This window comes from Pseudomonadota bacterium, assembly GCA_018817425.1.
Taxonomy (GTDB): Bacteria; Desulfobacterota; Desulfobacteria; order Desulfobacterales; family RPRI01; genus RPRI01.
In genome coordinates this window covers 1-16540 of sequence record JAHITX010000055.1, presented here as the reverse complement: position 1 = coordinate 16540, position 16540 = coordinate 1, and the positions used below count along the sequence as shown (strand labels likewise).

Sequence of the window (16540 nt, the reverse complement as noted above, 5' to 3'; positions counted from 1 at the left end):
CATAAAATTAGCTTCGGTTAATATATTTTAGCATATTAAATAAGTTGAAAACATTTTAATTAACCATAACATAAGGAGAAATTAATGCATTCAAAAAGTTTGAGATTATTGTGGGTTATGCTAATTATAATATCTTTTATAATAACGGCATCCCCGGTTAAAGCAGAAAAAGAAGATAAAGCCGTCAAAGCCGCAAAAACACAACTTGTTGATCCGAACAAAAAAATTAAAAAAGTCGAAATAAGCCAAATGCCAAAGGGTGATGTAGCTGTGGTAAATGGAGTTACAATAAAAAGCGAAGATTTTGCGCGGGAGCTTTTCGGTGTTCAGCAACAATATGCTAATAAAGGCGAAAAACTTGATGAAAAGAGTCTTGCCGATATAAAGAAAAAAGTTCTTGAAAAACTTATTGATGGTGAATTGCTTTATCAGGAAAGTGTTAAAAATGGATTTAAAGTTGATAATTCTACTATTGAAGAGCAGCTTACTAAATTCAAAGATCAATTCCCAAATGAAGAAGAATTTAAAACAGAGATGGCAAAGGTTAAGTTAACTGAACCTGCTCTAAGAAATCAGATGACTCAGGTAATGACTATACAACAATATATAAATAAAGAGTTTGTTGAAAAAATTAAAGTATCGGATGAAGAAATCAAAAACTTCTTTGAAACGCATCTTAAAGAAAGGATAGAAGAAAAGCTAAAGCAGGATAAGATTCAAGATGAGGTTGGAAAGCATCTTGATCAATTAAAGGAAAAAGGCGATATAAAAAGAAACATATAATATAGATATGAGAAGCACCTCCAAAAACGCTGTTGTTTCTGCTGCCGGGCCTGAGGCATGCCACTGGGCGATTGAGGCGATGCGCTGAAGCTCCTTTTTTACCCACGGGATCTTGGTGTAATGGTTTGTGGTATCGGAATTGCCATGGGAATTCCGATCGTCAATCCCGGCAGGCGTGTAGTTTGTGTTACAGGTAACGGAGCGTTTGATAGCGGCAAAACAGTATGCGTGAATGTAGAGATCTGGCCGAGATGCCGCCGGAAACGGAGGTGCTTATTTCCCTTGCTTAATCATTTTACCAGGCGGTCCAGCCGCCATCTACTACAAACAAGGCTCCTGTAGAATAGCTCGAACCATCCGAGGCCAAAAACAAAGCCATTTTTGCTGTATCCTCCGGTTGACCGATTTTCCCATGGGGATCTTTTGCAAAAATACCTTGGAAACGTTTGGATCATTAACAAGAGGTTCTACAGGTGGAGTTATGATTACTCAAGGTGCAATAGTATTTGCTCGTATTTTCTATATAGAAGCAATTGTTTTTCCGGTATCTTTATTTTCATAGCCAGGCAGTTGAGCGAGTTCATCTCGAAATGTGCGGGTTTGGAGTATATCAAGCATTGTTCGTATAGCTTGATGATCCATTAAGTCAGCTGGAATTACAATATCACAGCGAACTGTTTCCATAGGGATAAAATCGAGTCCCCAGGCCGAAGCAATTGCTCTTAAGCCCAGTGCGGCATCTGCCATACCGTATACTATCATCTGGGCTCCTTCTTCATGACTTAATACCATTATATTGTAACCTGCAATCTTATCAGCAGGAATATTTGATTTTTCAAGACGATCATCTATAAGCGCCCGCAAGGCTGCTCCGGGCTCCCTGTTGACAAATCGCACAGATTTTTTGGTAAGATCAGTTACATCTTTTATTTTAAGATGATTCCCCTTTGCTATCATAAGTCCTTCCTCAAAATTTGCAAAGGCTATTATATGTGCAGGTTTTTTCCCTAATATTTTCTTTGCAAATACAACATTTGCTTGTTTTTTCCCCGAATCATGCATATGTGTGGCCGCCATATGAGTTTGACCTGCTGCAAGATGTTTGAGTGATTGTCCGCTTGAAGCAAATCGGCAGTTAAGCCTTATATCAGCGAATCGCCGGGCTATATGGGAAGCAAGTATTCCAAAAGCCGGATCACAGCCTAAAAGCAGGGCGGTTTTTTCGATTCTGTCAATGTTTTCGAAAAGCTTGACTGTTTTTCCATCTGCTTCCATCATACCGTCTGCTGCTAAAAACCCCCGTCCGAATAAATTTCTTCCTTCAAGAGAATAGCCGACAAGCCGGTCGCGGATCTTTACAACAGATATTCTATTATTTGGAGCAATGTTTTTGTCTGCAAAAATTATATCGTCCGCATTTTCAGGCAGATTATGATAAAACAGGTCTTCTACCTTACAGCCGAGAACACGCGCCATTTGGAGGGCAATCATTGTATTAGGTACGTATTTGCCACATTCGATATCATAAACCGCCTGCCTTTTTATCCCTACCAGCGAAGCAAACTGGATTTGAGATATTCCCGCTGACTGCCTTATTTCCTTCAGACGGCACACAATATCCGGTTTGTCTGATCTACTCACTATGCATCCTCCTTTTGCAGCATATTAACAATAGGTATTTTATAAATTAGAGATTGACAATTATAAAATGCATTTGTATGGTCAAAAATATTTATGCCAATTATAAACGTCAAACTATTTATAAATTATTTATGATTGTATGACAAGATATTTGAGAGGATCATAATATGAAAAGAAGATTTTATTTAAAGGGTTTTTTATTTCTGATATTTTGTGTTTTGATTTTTAGTATTTATTCAAAATTAGCTATTGCAGATTCCAAAGCCGAATCCATAACCGTTTTTGCGGCAGCCTCAACAACTAATGCCGTAACGGAAATCGGCAAGATGTTTTCTGAACAAAAAAATGTTGGTTTCATACCATCTTTTGCATCATCATCTACTTTAGCAAAGCAGATTGAAAATAAAGCTCCTGCAAACATTTATATTTCTGCTAATTCAAAATGGATGGATTATCTGGAAAAGAAAAATATAATCAATCAACCTTCCCGGTTTGATCTTTTAAGCAATCGCATTGTGTTGATTGTTCCGGCAGACAGTGACATCAAAACAATAGATATCAAGGCAAGTTTTGATCTTAAAAAACTATTGGGCAACGGCTTTCTATCCATGGGTGATCCTGATCACGTGCCGGCAGGAATTTATGGAAAACAGTCTCTTGTCAATCTTGGTGTATGGGATAGTATAAAAACTAAAGTTGCACGATCAAAAGACGTCCGTGCGGCCCTTATGCTGGTTGAACGGGGCGAATCGCCTGTGGGTATTGTTTATGCTACAGATGCTGCCATTACAAAAAAGGTTAGGGTTGTTGCTACTTTCCCCGAAAAGAGCCACCCCCCCATTTTATATCCTGTAGCATTGGTTGCAGGAAGTGAAACACCAGAAGCTGAAAAGTTTATGAAATTTCTTAAAATGCCTGAAGCAAAAGCAATATTTGAAAAATATGGCTTCACCGTTTTACAAAATTAATTGTTTTTACAATGGTTGGTAAAATGATTGAGGACAGGTAAATGGAGTTTCATGCTATGAGTATGATGGAATGGGAAGCGCTTCGTTTAAGTCTTTGGGTTTCATTTTGTGCAGTGGCCGGTAGCCTGATTCCCGGAATTCTGTTTGCCTGGATTCTTGCGCGTTTTGAATTTACAGGTAAATCACTGTTAGACGGGCTGCTTCATCTGCCGCTGGTTTTACCTCCTGTTGTTATAGGATACATGCTGCTGCTGCTTTTCGGGCAAAGGGGCATGTTGGGCGCCTGGTTATATAACACTTTAGGTATTACTATTGCCTTTACCTGGAAAGGGGCAGCGATAGCAGCTGCAGCCATGGCTTTTCCTTTACTTGTCCGGGCAGTAAGACTTTCTATCGAAAGTGTGGACCAGGGAATGGAGGATGCTGCCCGCACACTTGGCGCAGGGCCGATAAGAGTGTTTTTTACAGTTACGCTTCCATTGATTACACCGGGAATTATTACAGGCCTGATTCTTTCATTTGCAAGAAGCCTTGGTGAATTCGGGGCAACTATAACTTTTGTATCCAACATACAGGGGCAGACGCAAACACTTCCTCTGGCTCTTTATACGCTCACTCAGACCCCTGGTGGAGAAGCCGGTGCAATGCGATTATGCTTAATCTCGATTGTGGTTGCCATGGTTGCGCTTGTTGCTTCCGAGTTTATGTCAAAACGATTTGCCGCATATATAAAGGGTTGATTAGTGATAGATATTCACGTTGAAAAAAAACAGGGTGATTTTCGTATTAGTGCGGCATTTGCTTCCGGAGAAACGGGCATTACGGCGCTTTTCGGACCCTCAGGCGCAGGAAAGACATCCATTATAAATATGGTGGCAGGGCTCCTGCGCCCTGACAAAGGTCACATCACAATAGACGGGAACTGTTTATTTGATTCAGATAACGGCATAAATATCCCTCCCGAAAAGCGGCATATCGGTTATATATTCCAGGAAGGCCGGCTGTTTCCGCACCTTAGTGTACTATCCAACCTTACTTATGGCATGCGGCTGATAAAACCTGCAAAGCGTTTTGTGAAACTTGATCAGGTTGTAGAACTTCTGGGTATTGAAAACCTGCTTTATCGCAGACCCGCCAAACTGTCGGGAGGTGAAAAACAGCGTGTTGCAATAGGAAGGGCTTTGCTCACAAGTCCGGCAATTCTACTCATGGATGAGCCGCTTGCTTCTCTGGACGAAACACGAAAAGCGGAAGTTCTTCCATTTATAATTGCCCTCACCCGAAATTTATCAGTGCCTATTCTTTATGTTAGCCACGATCTGGAAGAAATAATGACTCTTGCAGATAATGTAGTTTTGATTGAAGCAGGTAGCGCTATTGCTACAGGTTCTCCTGAAGAATTGATTGGCCGTATTGAACCAAAATTTCCTAAATTTTCTTTTCTGAAATAAGTATTCTATAATAGTTGAGCCACTTTCAAAACGTTTCAGTTTGGTCAAGCTCAAGGTGGGCGAAAATTTCAACCACAGGGATACATTGGGTATTTCGAGGATTGAAATTTGAGCCCAACGCAGAGATCGGCCAAAATGGGGCGTTTTGAAACTGGCTCAGCTGTCATAAATCTTTACTACCGTATATTTCCACTTTGTTTCTGCCTTCTTTTTTTGATTTATAAAGCGCATAATCAGCAGTTTTTAATAAATCTGTAATATTGGTGTCAGCAGAAGGAACGATGCTGCTTACCCCGAAACTCATTGTAACTACATTGCATACTTGAGAGCCGGAATGATTAATTCCAAGAGCTTCAATTTTTAAACGCATCTTTTCGGCAATGAGACCCGCACTCTGTGCATCGATTCCGGGCAACAGAATAGCAAATTCTTCCCCGCCGTAGCGTGCCACTAAATCGGCGGGTCTTTTGACAACAATTCTTAAAGTATTTGCTACTTTTTTTAGACAGTCATCGCCTTTTTGATGGCCGTATGTGTCGTTATATGCCTTGAAATAATCGATATCACTCATTATCATGGATACTGGTTTGGATTCACGCATCATACGCTTCCACTCATACAAAACAAGCTCATCCAAACGTCTTCGATTCGCCACTCCTGTTAAGCCATCAAGGTAAGAAAGTTTTTTAAGCTCTTCTTCCAGTCTTTTCCTGTCTGTTATGTCTCTTAATATTCCTACTGCATGCCATTTTTCTTCAAGCTTAACTGAAGACAATGAAAGTTCCACTGGAAATTCCTCGCCACCTTTTCTGATTGCTTGAAGTTCAAGCGTTTTTCCAACTGCATCTCCTTTGCCTGAATGTTTAAAGCCACCAAAGCCTTTCAAATGAGCTTCATGGTATTTTTGTGGAGCAATCAATTTATGAAGATTTTTACCTAATACTTCATCGCTTGTGTAGCCCAGAATTTTTTCCGCAGCGGTATTCCAGAAAGAGATCTTGCCATTATTATCCATCATCATAACGGCATCGTTTGCCATTGAGGCAATAGTTCTAAACTTCTCCTCATTTTCAATAATGGCGATTTCACATTTTTTGCTTTCAGTTATGTCAGTGTAAATAAACATCAGATCAATAATATTTCCTTTTTCATCACTTATATGATCGGCCCTTAGAAGAATATTGAAAATACCGTTGTTCCTGGTTTTAATTTTAACCTCGCCCTTCCATGAATTACCTTTAGCAATAGATTGAAATACTTCTTCTGAGAAGTTGTCACCAGTATATAATATGGATATCCCGCCGTTTTCGTTTAATTCATTTGCCGTATAACCGGATAAGTCTAAAAATGATTTGTTGCTGTAAACAACTTTGCCCGAAATACTGGTTAGTATTATAGCATCGCTTGTGTTTTCAACCGCCTTGTTGATACGCAGCAATTCAATATTTGCGCTTTCAATCTGCTTTTCAATTCTTCCTAAAAACTTGTAAAAAATCACAAATAAAATTAGCGCCAATAACATACAGATTGCTGATACTATGGCGATTGTTAAATCATGATGTATTGTTATATCGGTAATATCGCGTAGAACTACCGTTGTTCCTACACGCCGGTTTCCTGCATCTATAGCCGGGAAAAATTTGCTGCGGTAATGCCGTTTATTATATGTCATCTCAATATCGGTTATTCCTGCATTGACATCCTTATGGGCAAAGATTGAGGTGAGCTTGTCCGGAAAATATTTTGATGTCTGGCCTATCATAACTACAGACGGGAAGCGATCCCAGTTTGTGTCACGGCCAAGCATTTTCATGCCTTTTTCCCAGTTCCTTTTATTAAGATATTTTTTTTCTATCAGAATATAAATATCAAGGCCAAGTATTTTGTGAAGTTTTTGTGTAATATGATCTATTTCTTCACCAAGTTCCACAAACCCGATTAATTTTTTGCCGTCATACCATGGCATGACGGCCCGAAGAGTAAATGTGCCAAGCGGGCCCAATTCAATCCCGTAAAAAAGCTTCCCGGTTTTTTCTGCATTAATAGTAGTAAAACGTTCTATTTTATCACCGTATCTATCAGGATCATGAACCCGTAAAATGTTTATTCTATCAGTGCCTGTAAAATAAAAATGTGTAATACGGTACTTTTTTTTAAGTTCTTCAAGTAAGCTTCTTGTGTAATTAAATAATTCGGTTTTGTTTTTATTTATCAAAGCCTTTTTTATTTGTTTATCTTTAGAAAGCACGTTTAATACCGAGCTCATTAAATTCGCATCGTTTTCTATCTGCAAGGTAAGCAAGTCATTTACGGACTTTATATTATTCATTACATTATTAACAACATACCCCCTATGAAACCTTTGCAGGGTATATGCAAATGAAACCAACAAAATGCTCATTGCTATCATCAACGGAATTAGAATACGGAGTTTTAATTTGAAATATTTCATTCAAGACCAAGTCCTTTCTTCAAATTTAACTTGCAGGTAGCTGATCTGAAATATTGTTTGAATAAAAATATAGTATTATGTCATCAGTAATAACTTCAGCATAATACACTATCAAGGTATAATGAGTCAATAATTAAGCTAACACCGGGGCTGATTGTTATTAGTTTTATAAAACCCGAAAGGAATTGAAAAGAATGCTGGGGGGGGAAGCATTTTTTTACCTAAAAGGTACAAGGGGCAAAAACAGAAATTACTTATTTGGGGTAAAGCAAATCAAACATCCTGCCACATAGATATTTTATCCGGGCGCAATGCACCCGGATAAAATATTATTACTATCCGCTTCTATTTTGCGTTATTACATGCCTGCCTGATTGATCTTTTTACAAGCACTCTTATTAGTTTGCGCTTGTACCATGCTGATATATTAAAGTGAGGCATGGGACGGACTTTATCATAGGCTGCATCGGCTGCTTTTTCTATAAGTTCGTCTGTAATAGTGTTGCCTGTAAGAACTTTTTCAGCTTCTAAAAGCCTTAACGGCCCTGATCCTACAGCAGTTACTGCGATTCTTGCGTTTTTGCATTTACCACCCGAAATTGTGATACATGCAGCAGCTCCTGCAACAGGATAATCAATTGCTGCACGTTGTGCCATCTTCAGGTAGGCGCTTCCTGTACCTTTGGGAGGTGTAGGGATAAAGATATCTTTTATAAAATCCGTTGGCTTAAGAATGTTTACTTTCTTACTTTTGCCTGTATAAAAATCCTCGATTTTTATGATCTTCTCTTTGCCGGTACTGCCTACTATTGTTACTTTTGCGTCCAAAACAATTAAAGCAGGGGGGGTGTCTGCCTGAAAAAGTGCAAGACATTCTTTGGAGCCTTTTGCGACAAAGCATCTGTCTCCTTCAAGCTTAAAGCATAAATGAGGCCGGCCTTTACGCCATTCATGAGACTGATTATAATACATGCACATAGATTCAATGCTGATATTTCCGCCTATTGTGCCCATGTTTCTTAACTGGGGGCTTGCCACTCTTCCGGCTGCCTGGGCAAGAGCAGTAAACTTTTCCACTGCAGGCTTTGATTTTGAAATATCATCAAGTGTAACAAGAGAGCCTAATATAAGTCCTTTTTTCTCGCCAAAATCTATTCTTTTCAGATCCTCAATTTTTGCTATATTTATAACAAATTTAGGGGTTATGATTCTTTGTTTCATCTTTGGAAGAATATCGGTTCCCCCGGCAACTATGATGGCCTCTTTATTTTTTTTAAGAAGAGAGGTTATATCTTTAACGTTTTTTGCTTCAAGGTATTCAAATTTAGGTAGCCTCATTATTCTTTACCTCCTTTCTTTTCAAGGGCCCTTAAAATTCGTTCCGGGGTTATGGGAAGTTCTTTTATTCTGGCACCGGTAGCATAATATATTGCATTAGCTATAGCGGGAATTGTGGGGATATTTGCACCTTCACTTGCTTCTTTGGCTCCGAATGGTCCTTCCGTATCCATAGATTCCACAATGATGGATTGCACATCGGGCATATCTTCTGCTGTCGGGATCTTGTAATCCAAAAATGAATTAGTCATTGACCATCCCTTTTCCGTCCTGTAGTCTTCACACGTTGCCTGACCAAAGGTCATGGAAACACAACCTTCAATTTGTCCTTCAACCGCCATTCGGTTTATGGCAAAACCGCAGTCATGAGCAGCAGCAATTTTTGGTACTTTCACAACACCTGTTTCTTCATCCACTTCCACTTCTGCAGCATGGCAACCAAAACTCCAGGTACAGGCCAAACTGACTTTGCCTTCCGCAAATCCGCTTACATCCCCTGTATCAACAGGCGGGTTATAATATCCTACAGTAGATAGAGGTATTCTTTTTACTTTTAAACGAGTCTGAACAGCTTGTTTTATAGTTAAACCTTTTTCCGGGTTACCCTTGATATATATTCTTCCGTCTCTTGCCTCAAGATCTTCTTTATTTGCCTCAAGCGCTTCTGCTGCGGTTTCTATAAGTTCTTCCCTGATTTTGTTTGCAGCCATTTTGGCGGCGTTTCCGGCACACACTATAAGCCTGCTGCCGTAAGTCCCAAGATCCATCGGTGTTGTTGCCGTATCTGCGGCAATGACTTTAATCGGATCAATGCTGGCCAGTCCGATTTCTTCTGCTGCAATCATAGCCAAAGCCGTTTCTGAACCCTGGCCTAAGTCGGTTGAACCGCTGTAAAGCAGAAAAGAGCCGTCTTCTTCAGCAGTCATGTTCACACCTGAATGTGAAGGAGGATTGGTAAAGAAATAAGAAAAACCGGGCCCTGATGCAAAGAAGTTGGAAGCAAGCCCCACACCCCTTCCTCTGGGAAGCTTTTTCCAGTTTTCTTTCCAGCCGATACCTTCGGAAGCCGTGTCCAAAGATTCAACATGGCCGCAGCTTCTTATTTTAAATTTATTAATGGTGGTATCTCCGGCTTTAAGAGCATTAATCTTTCGTATTTCTATTGGATCAACATTCAATTTCTCCGCGATTATATCCATCATTGTTTCTATAACAAAACGGGGCTGAATTCCGCCATGACCTCTTTGTGCTCCACAGTAAGGCTTGTTTGTATATATCCTTCGTGCGTCACACTTGAAATTGTTAAGTCTGTAAGGTCCATGTTGAAAGACGGCCATAGCAAAAATGGATATCATGGAAACACCCTGATAAGCTCCTCCATCGCAAAGAACCTTGGAGTCAAAGCCCATTATGCGGCCATCTTTTTTAACTCCAATTTTTTGTTCTATAATAGCTGCATGGCGTCTTGTGCAGGTAGAAATATCTTCTTCTCTTGTATAAGAAATCGTTACAGGCTTGCCGGTTATTTTGGAAAGCAGCGCTGATACAGGAAAAAGACTATGAACATCGCCCTTTCCTCCGAATCCTCCACCAACATGGGGTTTTATTATCCTGACCTTGTTTACCGGTATTCCTATAGTTTCCGCAATGCATACCTTGTCATAAAACGGTGTTTGAGTACTAGGCCATATTGTTACATCTCCGGAGGCATAATATTCGGCGGTAACTGCATGCGGTTCTATATAGGAGTGATATGTTTGCTGGGTTTCATACTTGTCTTCCAGTATAAAATCAGACTCTGCAAAAGCCTTATCTACATCTCCGTGATGAAATGCAGTCATTGTTGAGATATTTCCCGGAAAATACTCATGAATCTGTATAGCATCCGGTTTCATTGCTTCATAGATATCAAAAAGAGCCGGTAGCTCTTCGTAGTCAACTTTTATTAACTCCAGCGCTTCCATTGCCGTATCTTCATCAACAGCCGCCACAGCAGCTACCTCATCTCCGATAAAACGTACCTTTTGCTTAGCAAGAGAAAACTTGTCTCTGATAATCTCGGGCAAAGGTTCAACTCTCATAATACCATGTGGAACATCGGTTATATCTTTTCCTGTAACAACTGCCCTGACTCCTTTAAGCTTGAGCGCCTTTGATGTATCTATATTTAGAATTTTGGCATGGGGTAAAGGACTCCTTAAGATTTTTCCGATAAGCATTCCGGGAAGAATAAAGTCACCGGCAAATTTAGCAGAGCCGGTAGCCTTGATTGCGCTATCTGTTCTGACTTGTCTTTTTCCTATTATCGAGTATTTTTCCATTTTGCTCTCCTTTATTTACTTTGCTGTAACCTCAATGGCTTCTATAATCTTGGTGTATCCGGTGCAACGGCATAAATTACCTGAAATACCCCTTTTTATTTCAGCTCTGGTGGGCTTCGGGTTTTCATCAAGCATTGCCTTGGCGGACAATATCATTCCAGGGGTACAGTAACCACATTGGATAGCACCGTAATCCACAAAATTTTGCTGCAATGGATTAAGTTTGCCTTCCTTTGCTAATCCTTCGATAGTAGTGATTTCTTTTCCGTGAGCAGCAGCAGCAAGAGTAAGACAGGCAAGAACCGACTTTCCGTCCATAATAACCGTACAGGCTCCGCAGGCTCCCAGATCGCAGCCTTCTTTTGATCCGGTCAGACCGAGATTTTCCCTTAATACCTCAAGTAAAGTTCTGTGAGGATCAACAGCTGTCTCATAAGATTCCCCATTTACCTTTAACTCAATAACTTGTTTCATTACAGGTCTCCTTTTTTATTTTAAAGAATATCTAATAGATATAATTCAATTTATCTTTATAATTATAAACAAATGGCATGCGGTTACTATTGATGGTTTTTTAATAATAATCGTTTTGCAATGTAATTCTATTTGCTTAAATCATGCCAATATATTTTTATATATATAATATCAATTAATTAAGTCCATAATAATAGAGAAATTCGATAGAATAAAAAGCAATTAATCTGTATTTAGAAATTTAGTTTCTATATTTAGAAATATAGTGTACGTTATTCAAAATACAGTAGTTTTATATAGAAAACTTTATAAAATATTAAACACAGAACAAGCGAGCATGAAATGAACATAAACGAAAAAGACTTTTTTCATCAGGTTACTATTCGCATATGCGGAAGTCTTGAAATTGATCGAGCTTTAATGCATTCTTTTCAATATCTAAAAGATTTTATCCCCCTGGATGAAATGTGGCTGGCTTTACTTGATAAAGATGTAGGAGGGCTAAGAGCCATAGCCATTGCTGATCATTCAGGTGTAAAAAAAATGGATGCCATCATTCCAATCCCCAAGGTTGTCAGAAACAGGCTTGACAAACAGGATTTCACACCAAAAAAAGTTATTAAAATTAATAAGATGGAACTAATTAATTTATCGAACTTTTTAGGTTATCCTGATTCATCTCTTATGGTTTTACCTTTATTGACAGATGGTGTCAAGACGGGATCTTTGGTTATGAGAGCGGCGGGAAAAGAAAGATATTCAGATTCGCATGCTGAACTGCTTACTTTGCTTCATGACCCTTTTGCAGTTGCATTATCTAATGCATTAAGGCATGAGGATGTCCTCAAATTAAAGGATATGCTGGCTGATGAAAATCAATATCTTATCAGTGAACTGCGGCAATTATCCGGCGAAGAAATTGTTGGAGCGGAATCAGGTCTGAAAAACGTCATGGATATGGTTCATCAGGTCGCTCCAAGAGATAACCCTGTACTACTTTTGGGGGAAACCGGTGTAGGAAAGGAAGTCATAGCTAATGCCATCCATTATTCTTCACCCCGAAAAGACGGCCCGTTTATAAAAGTTAACAGTGGTGCTATTCCCGAAGGACTTATAGACAGTGAACTTTTCGGACATGAAAAAGGTGCATTTACAGGCGCTATTAATCAAAAACGGGGACGGTTTGAACGTGCACACGGAGGGACAATCTTTTTAGATGAGATTGGAGATTTACCTATTCAGGCACAAAGCAGATTGTTACGGGTTATCCAGCAAAAGGAGCTGGAACGTGTAGGAGGAGCTAAAACGATCCAGGTTGATACCCGCATTATAGCTGCTACTCACCGTAACCTGGAATACATGGTTGCAAAGAATAGATTCAGGGAAGATTTATGGTACAGACTGAGCATATTTCCGATTGTAATTCCCCCTTTAAGGCAGCGAAAATCCGATATTCCCGAGCTTGTTGAACATTTCCTGAAACGTAAATCAAGAGAATTAAATTTGCGCGGCATTCCCCCAATAGCACCCGGTGCTATTGAGCGGCTTATGGATTATCCGTGGAAAGGGAACGTGCGGGAGCTGGAAAATATGGTTGAAAGGGCGCTGATACAATATAATGGCGGTTTATTGAATTTTGGCCATTCCATTTTCTCTCAGGTTGAGGATACACCTGAACTTGCCAGCTCGGATGGCAGAATGCTCACGCTAAGCGAGATCAATGCCCGTCATATTCAAAAAGTGCTGGAAGTAACAAAAGGGAAAATTAACGGACCAGGAGGAACAGCAGATATTCTCGGAATACACCCCAGTACATTAAGATGCAAAATGGACAAGCTTGGAATCAAATACGGGAAAAACAGCAGTTTCGGGGCTTCAAAAGCCCTATAACATTTATATGCCAGGCTGCCTGGCGAAGTATTAACAGATTTATAGCAATTGCCATAAATCTGTTCTGTTTGGGTATAGATCGGTTACTTCAATTGGGTATCAACCGATTTATTCAGCAAATTTTGAGCTTCTATAAGCATTTTGTATTTTGACAAAATTTTATCCATATTTTTTGACAAGATTGCCTTCAATAAATCTCCCTCTATTTCAGCAACCTCAAGTCTTTCATAATAATCCATCATCTCTTTGAGGTGGGCGATAACTATCTTGCCTGTTAAAATCGGGTGATTGTTTGTTACATTTGCGTCCTCAAATCTTGTCCCATGTTCCAACTCAACTTCCAAACCTTTTATAAAAGCCTCAAGGGGTATGTTCATTTTCTGGGTATTCACCATATTGAGTATCGTGGCCGCCTCTTTTTCAGAAATATTTGAATCCTTGATATCAGTCCAGTCACGAATTCCCATTTCCTTACAAACCCGCTTTACTTCATCAACAGTTATATAATCCGGTAAATTCATAATATTTTCCTTTCATGATTGATAATAAGTTCTCTTCATCGGCCAAAGATCGCAGAAGAAATTATTATCACATTTTGAATTGTGATAAATTGGGCTTTTTCGTCTTTAATATATAACGCCTTTTATGTTTAAGTGTTTAGATGGCACAAATAGGATAAATATAGTTAAGCAGTGTTCATACTCATAATTATATGTAATATTTAGACCATAAACTACACATGCAAAGGGCCCCAACACTCGTTTACCCGATTATGTAAAAGAATGTTGATCCCTGGCAATTGGTTTCAGTCGATCAATTTGTTTTGCTTCAGGACGGTTCATAGCATGCCAAAGATCCCAATCCTGTTGTAAACCCAGCCAGAAATCCGCAGACATACCCAAAACACGTGATAGTCTCAATGCGGTATCCGGAGTTACCGAACGCCTGCTCTTAATAATTTCATTCAGACGAGGGTAAGACACGCCCAGACGACGTGCAAGTTCTACCTGTGTCAGGTCAAGCGGCTTGACAAATTCTTCAAAAAGCATTTCCCCAGGATGTGTTGGGGGGGCGATTCCGAGGCAGCCGCCGTCCAACATCAGTGGTAATCTGTGATTTTGATTTAGTAGGCGTGGCCTTCCTCCCATATAAAACAAATTCTGTACTGCTGATTTATGCGAATACTGTATTGATTTTTCCTGTCACCTTTTAAAATTTCCAATCGATTGCCTGGAGGCACCTTTAGTTCATTGATCTCTCGAACACGGTTTATTTGATCTAACTTTCGGCGGGCAACCAGCCAAATGGATTGGGAGCAGCATCTGCGAGCTGATCGGGATGCCACACCATCAAAAACATACTCAGTGCCAGCAGATTTAAAGGCTCTTATCATGGGTCATGTTTATAATGGGGGGCATTATAGTTGTCAAGCTATTTACAGCGTATGCATAACCCGCTTCAGCCGATTGGGTAAAAACCACAGACACCTGAGCTAATCCCCGTTAGAGTCCATCGTGCCATAATATTAACACCCACAGCTCATGCATTTTTGTATTATGATTCTTCCTAATTGCTATCCAATTTTATAGACATATTTTTAAAACAGGTTTTACTACAGCCAGATAGTTTGGTTCATAGCTGGACTAAGCCGTAATGGTTTGCTAAAAAAGACATCAATGAGAAACTGAATAACTAAGGAACGCCCCCGATATTTTAAATGTATAAATTTTATGTTTTTTTGTTTGAAATTTTGGACACCGTTGTGTCCAAGATGTGACACATATTTCTGCTTTCTTAATCACTAATCAAGGTTTGACGCCAGTCGGTTTTATTCACAATTCAAGATGTGACACCAATCGTTCTTTAATGTTATCGACCGGAACATTAACAATAAAAGAATTAAACTCCCTTAATCTTATTGTAAAAGTCTCTATTGATATCTTTGAAAATTTTAATACTTTACAATAGTTTAAAAAATCATTTATCTTTTCTTTCAAGCATTGGAAAACCTCCTTTATATAAAGAAACTTTTGTGTTTGTGAGTTTCCCAATACTTTTACAATAAAATTAAAACATTATCATCATGGATTGCGCTGACTGCGGGGTTTGTGGGTTAGCCCTCAAATAACAATAAGTATGATTTGACAATCGATTCAATTGTGGGTATATTGTAATTACATTAACCACAATTGGAGGCGAAAATGACGACTTTAATCAGAATAGGAAATTCGCAGGGTATCCGTATTCCAAAGGCAGTAATCGAGCAAGCACGATTAGAAGACAAGCAATTGGAATTCAAAATAATCGACGACGGACTGTTAATTCAACCTGTTAAGAAGAACAGAGAAGGCTGGAAAGAACAATTTGATAAAGCCTTTAAATCCCAGGAATCAAGCGAAGCGGATCAGGAGTGGTTGGATGCCCCATTGGTAGATGAAGAGGACTGGGAATGGTAAAAAAAGATGTTTATAGATTTGAGATTTGGCTGGTTCAACTTGATCCGACACAAGGTTCTGAAATTAAGAAAATAAGGCCTTGTGTTGTTATCTCCCCTGATGAAATGTCTGCACTGAAGACCGCGATTGTTGCTCCAATGACATCCAAAGGATTTAGCTATCCAACCAGAATTCAATATACATTTCAGGGTAAAAAAGGATTGATTCTGCTTGACCAAATGAGAGCCGTTGACAAATCCAGGTTAATTCAAAAACTTGGTGTAATTTCCCAAAGCGCGCAGATTAAAATTATCAATTGTTTGCAAGAGCTTTTCGCGTATTAAGCGGCGTACACCCTCGGCATGAGGCGATGGCAAAAGCCGCCGCGCCTTATGCCGAGGGTGTGTGCCAGGCATGGCACAGAGCTAGTAAGGTGAAAGTCCTTACACCAGGTGTTCGTGAAGCCGAAGGTTAGGAGAAGGACAAGGGCGTCATCGTGAGGTGGGGTCTGGAGGAAGTCCAATCCAAAAGTGCGGGGCGACGAACAGGAACCGGATATGAGGTGTGGTACATCCGGGGCGAGTGGGCACGTGACCACGCAGCCCTCCATTCACGATCGGGGTGTGCTTTATAAATTTGTCAAGTAAGTTCATATTTCAAGGTTTGATAATCATATAAAGGGTTAAGTTCATACACAAGATTTAAAAATATTAAGACACCTCCTTACCCATAGGTGTTAAACTATGGAACCAGTTCGCATAAGCGTAACGAGATATCATTAACTTTT

Annotated in this window: 15 protein-coding genes and 1 pseudogene; 7 read left to right on the top strand and 9 right to left on the bottom strand. The window is 39.6% G+C overall.

Annotation, left to right across the window (positions count from 1 at the left end):
* The first annotated feature begins 84 nt into the window (after positions 1-84).
* Entirely contained in the window at positions 85-783 is a 699-nt protein-coding gene (locus KKC46_09740) for a SurA N-terminal domain-containing protein (GenBank protein MBU1054096.1), read from the top strand.
* 295 nt (positions 784-1078) lie between these two features.
* Here the strand turns inward: KKC46_09740 and KKC46_09735 are convergent, their stop codons facing one another.
* Both KKC46_09735 and KKC46_09730 read right to left on the bottom strand, forming a co-directional pair.
* Positions 1079-1216, bottom strand: coding sequence for an SDR family oxidoreductase (locus KKC46_09735; protein ID MBU1054095.1), 138 nt, complete (start codon positions 1214-1216; stop codon positions 1079-1081).
* Between the two features lie 86 nt (positions 1217-1302).
* The gene (locus tag KKC46_09730) at positions 1303-2424 is read right to left on the bottom strand and encodes a helix-turn-helix domain-containing protein (GenBank protein ID MBU1054094.1); all 1122 of its coding nucleotides are present in this window, start codon (positions 2422-2424) and stop codon (positions 1303-1305) included.
* Between the two features lie 167 nt (positions 2425-2591).
* Between KKC46_09730 and modA the strand changes: the two genes are divergently transcribed.
* The 3 genes from modA to modC are packed head-to-tail and all read left to right on the top strand — an operon-like array spanning position 2592 to position 4843.
* On the top strand, positions 2592-3392 hold the full coding sequence (gene modA, locus KKC46_09725; protein ID MBU1054093.1) for a molybdate ABC transporter substrate-binding protein: 801 nt from the start codon (positions 2592-2594) through the stop codon (positions 3390-3392).
* Positions 3393-3433: 41 nt separating this feature from the next.
* Positions 3434-4132 carry a molybdate ABC transporter permease subunit gene (modB, locus tag KKC46_09720; GenBank protein ID MBU1054092.1) on the top strand — a complete coding sequence of 233 codons (699 nt, stop codon included), beginning with the start codon at positions 3434-3436 and terminating at the stop codon, positions 4130-4132.
* Positions 4133-4135: 3 nt separating this feature from the next.
* Entirely contained in the window at positions 4136-4843 is a 708-nt protein-coding gene (gene modC / locus KKC46_09715) for a molybdenum ABC transporter ATP-binding protein (protein ID MBU1054091.1), read from the top strand.
* A gap of 163 nt (positions 4844-5006) precedes the next feature.
* Here modC and KKC46_09710 read toward each other — a convergent pair whose 3' ends face one another.
* From KKC46_09710 to KKC46_09695, 4 genes are all read right to left on the bottom strand, one after another.
* Positions 5007-7295: a diguanylate cyclase gene (locus KKC46_09710; GenBank protein ID MBU1054090.1), complete on the bottom strand. Its 2289-nt coding sequence runs from the start codon at positions 7293-7295 to the stop codon at positions 5007-5009.
* 345 nt (positions 7296-7640) lie between these two features.
* On the bottom strand, positions 7641-8633 hold the full coding sequence (locus KKC46_09705; protein MBU1054089.1) for a xanthine dehydrogenase family protein subunit M: 993 nt from the start codon (positions 8631-8633) through the stop codon (positions 7641-7643).
* Entirely contained in the window at positions 8633-10954 is a 2322-nt protein-coding gene (locus KKC46_09700; GenBank protein ID MBU1054088.1) for a molybdopterin-dependent oxidoreductase, read from the bottom strand. Before KKC46_09700 ends, KKC46_09705 begins: the two co-directional genes overlap by 1 nt.
* Before the next feature lie 15 nt (positions 10955-10969).
* Positions 10970-11428, bottom strand: a complete 459-nt coding sequence (locus tag KKC46_09695) for a (2Fe-2S)-binding protein (GenBank protein ID MBU1054087.1) — start codon at positions 11426-11428, stop codon at positions 10970-10972.
* 342 nt (positions 11429-11770) lie between these two features.
* Here KKC46_09695 and KKC46_09690 point away from each other — a divergent pair, with 342 nt between their 5' ends.
* Entirely contained in the window at positions 11771-13318 is a 1548-nt protein-coding gene (locus tag KKC46_09690) for a sigma 54-interacting transcriptional regulator (GenBank protein ID MBU1054086.1), read from the top strand.
* 83 nt (positions 13319-13401) lie between these two features.
* Here KKC46_09690 and KKC46_09685 read toward each other — a convergent pair whose 3' ends face one another.
* The 3 genes and pseudogenes from KKC46_09685 to KKC46_09675 all read right to left on the bottom strand — a co-directional run bounded on the left by KKC46_09685 (position 13402) and on the right by KKC46_09675 (position 14711).
* Positions 13402-13839 (bottom strand): hypothetical protein, encoded by a 438-nt coding sequence (locus tag KKC46_09685; GenBank protein MBU1054085.1) that lies wholly within the window; start codon positions 13837-13839, stop codon positions 13402-13404.
* A 249-nt stretch (positions 13840-14088) separates the two neighbouring features.
* Positions 14089-14491 (bottom strand): annotated as a pseudogene (locus tag KKC46_09680) (HigA family addiction module antidote protein).
* Entirely contained in the window at positions 14442-14711 is a 270-nt protein-coding gene (locus tag KKC46_09675; GenBank protein ID MBU1054084.1) for a type II toxin-antitoxin system RelE/ParE family toxin, read from the bottom strand. Before KKC46_09675 ends, KKC46_09680 begins: the two are co-directional and overlap by 50 nt.
* Before the next feature lie 808 nt (positions 14712-15519).
* Between KKC46_09675 and KKC46_09670 the strand changes: the two genes are divergently transcribed.
* Complete coding sequence (locus KKC46_09670) at positions 15520-15774, top strand: AbrB/MazE/SpoVT family DNA-binding domain-containing protein (protein ID MBU1054083.1); 255 nt, start codon at positions 15520-15522, stop codon at positions 15772-15774.
* Positions 15768-16097: a type II toxin-antitoxin system PemK/MazF family toxin gene (locus KKC46_09665; protein MBU1054082.1), complete on the top strand. Its 330-nt coding sequence runs from the start codon at positions 15768-15770 to the stop codon at positions 16095-16097. Before KKC46_09670 ends, KKC46_09665 begins: the two co-directional genes overlap by 7 nt.
* Positions 16098-16540: the final 443 nt, after the last annotated feature.

Excerpts from the sequence above, each read along its gene's own strand:
- modB (MBU1054092.1), top strand. The coding sequence starts at position 3,434 with ATGGAGTTTCATGCTATGAGTATGATGGAATGGGAAGCGCTTCGTTTA.
- KKC46_09675 (MBU1054084.1), bottom strand. The coding sequence starts at position 14,711 with ATGATAAGAGCCTTTAAATCTGCTGGCACTGAGTATGTTTTTGATGGT.
- KKC46_09670 (MBU1054083.1), top strand. The coding sequence starts at position 15,520 with ATGACGACTTTAATCAGAATAGGAAATTCGCAGGGTATCCGTATTCCA.
- KKC46_09740 (MBU1054096.1), top strand. The coding sequence starts at position 85 with ATGCATTCAAAAAGTTTGAGATTATTGTGGGTTATGCTAATTATAATA.
- KKC46_09710 (MBU1054090.1), bottom strand. The coding sequence starts at position 7,295 with ATGAAATATTTCAAATTAAAACTCCGTATTCTAATTCCGTTGATGATA.
- KKC46_09690 (MBU1054086.1), top strand. The coding sequence starts at position 11,771 with ATGAACATAAACGAAAAAGACTTTTTTCATCAGGTTACTATTCGCATA.
- KKC46_09685 (MBU1054085.1), bottom strand. The coding sequence starts at position 13,839 with ATGAATTTACCGGATTATATAACTGTTGATGAAGTAAAGCGGGTTTGT.
- KKC46_09700 (MBU1054088.1), bottom strand. The coding sequence starts at position 10,954 with ATGGAAAAATACTCGATAATAGGAAAAAGACAAGTCAGAACAGATAGC.
- modA (MBU1054093.1), top strand. The coding sequence starts at position 2,592 with ATGAAAAGAAGATTTTATTTAAAGGGTTTTTTATTTCTGATATTTTGT.
- KKC46_09695 (MBU1054087.1), bottom strand. The coding sequence starts at position 11,428 with ATGAAACAAGTTATTGAGTTAAAGGTAAATGGGGAATCTTATGAGACA.
- KKC46_09705 (MBU1054089.1), bottom strand. The coding sequence starts at position 8,633 with ATGAGGCTACCTAAATTTGAATACCTTGAAGCAAAAAACGTTAAAGAT.
- KKC46_09665 (MBU1054082.1), top strand. The coding sequence starts at position 15,768 with ATGGTAAAAAAAGATGTTTATAGATTTGAGATTTGGCTGGTTCAACTT.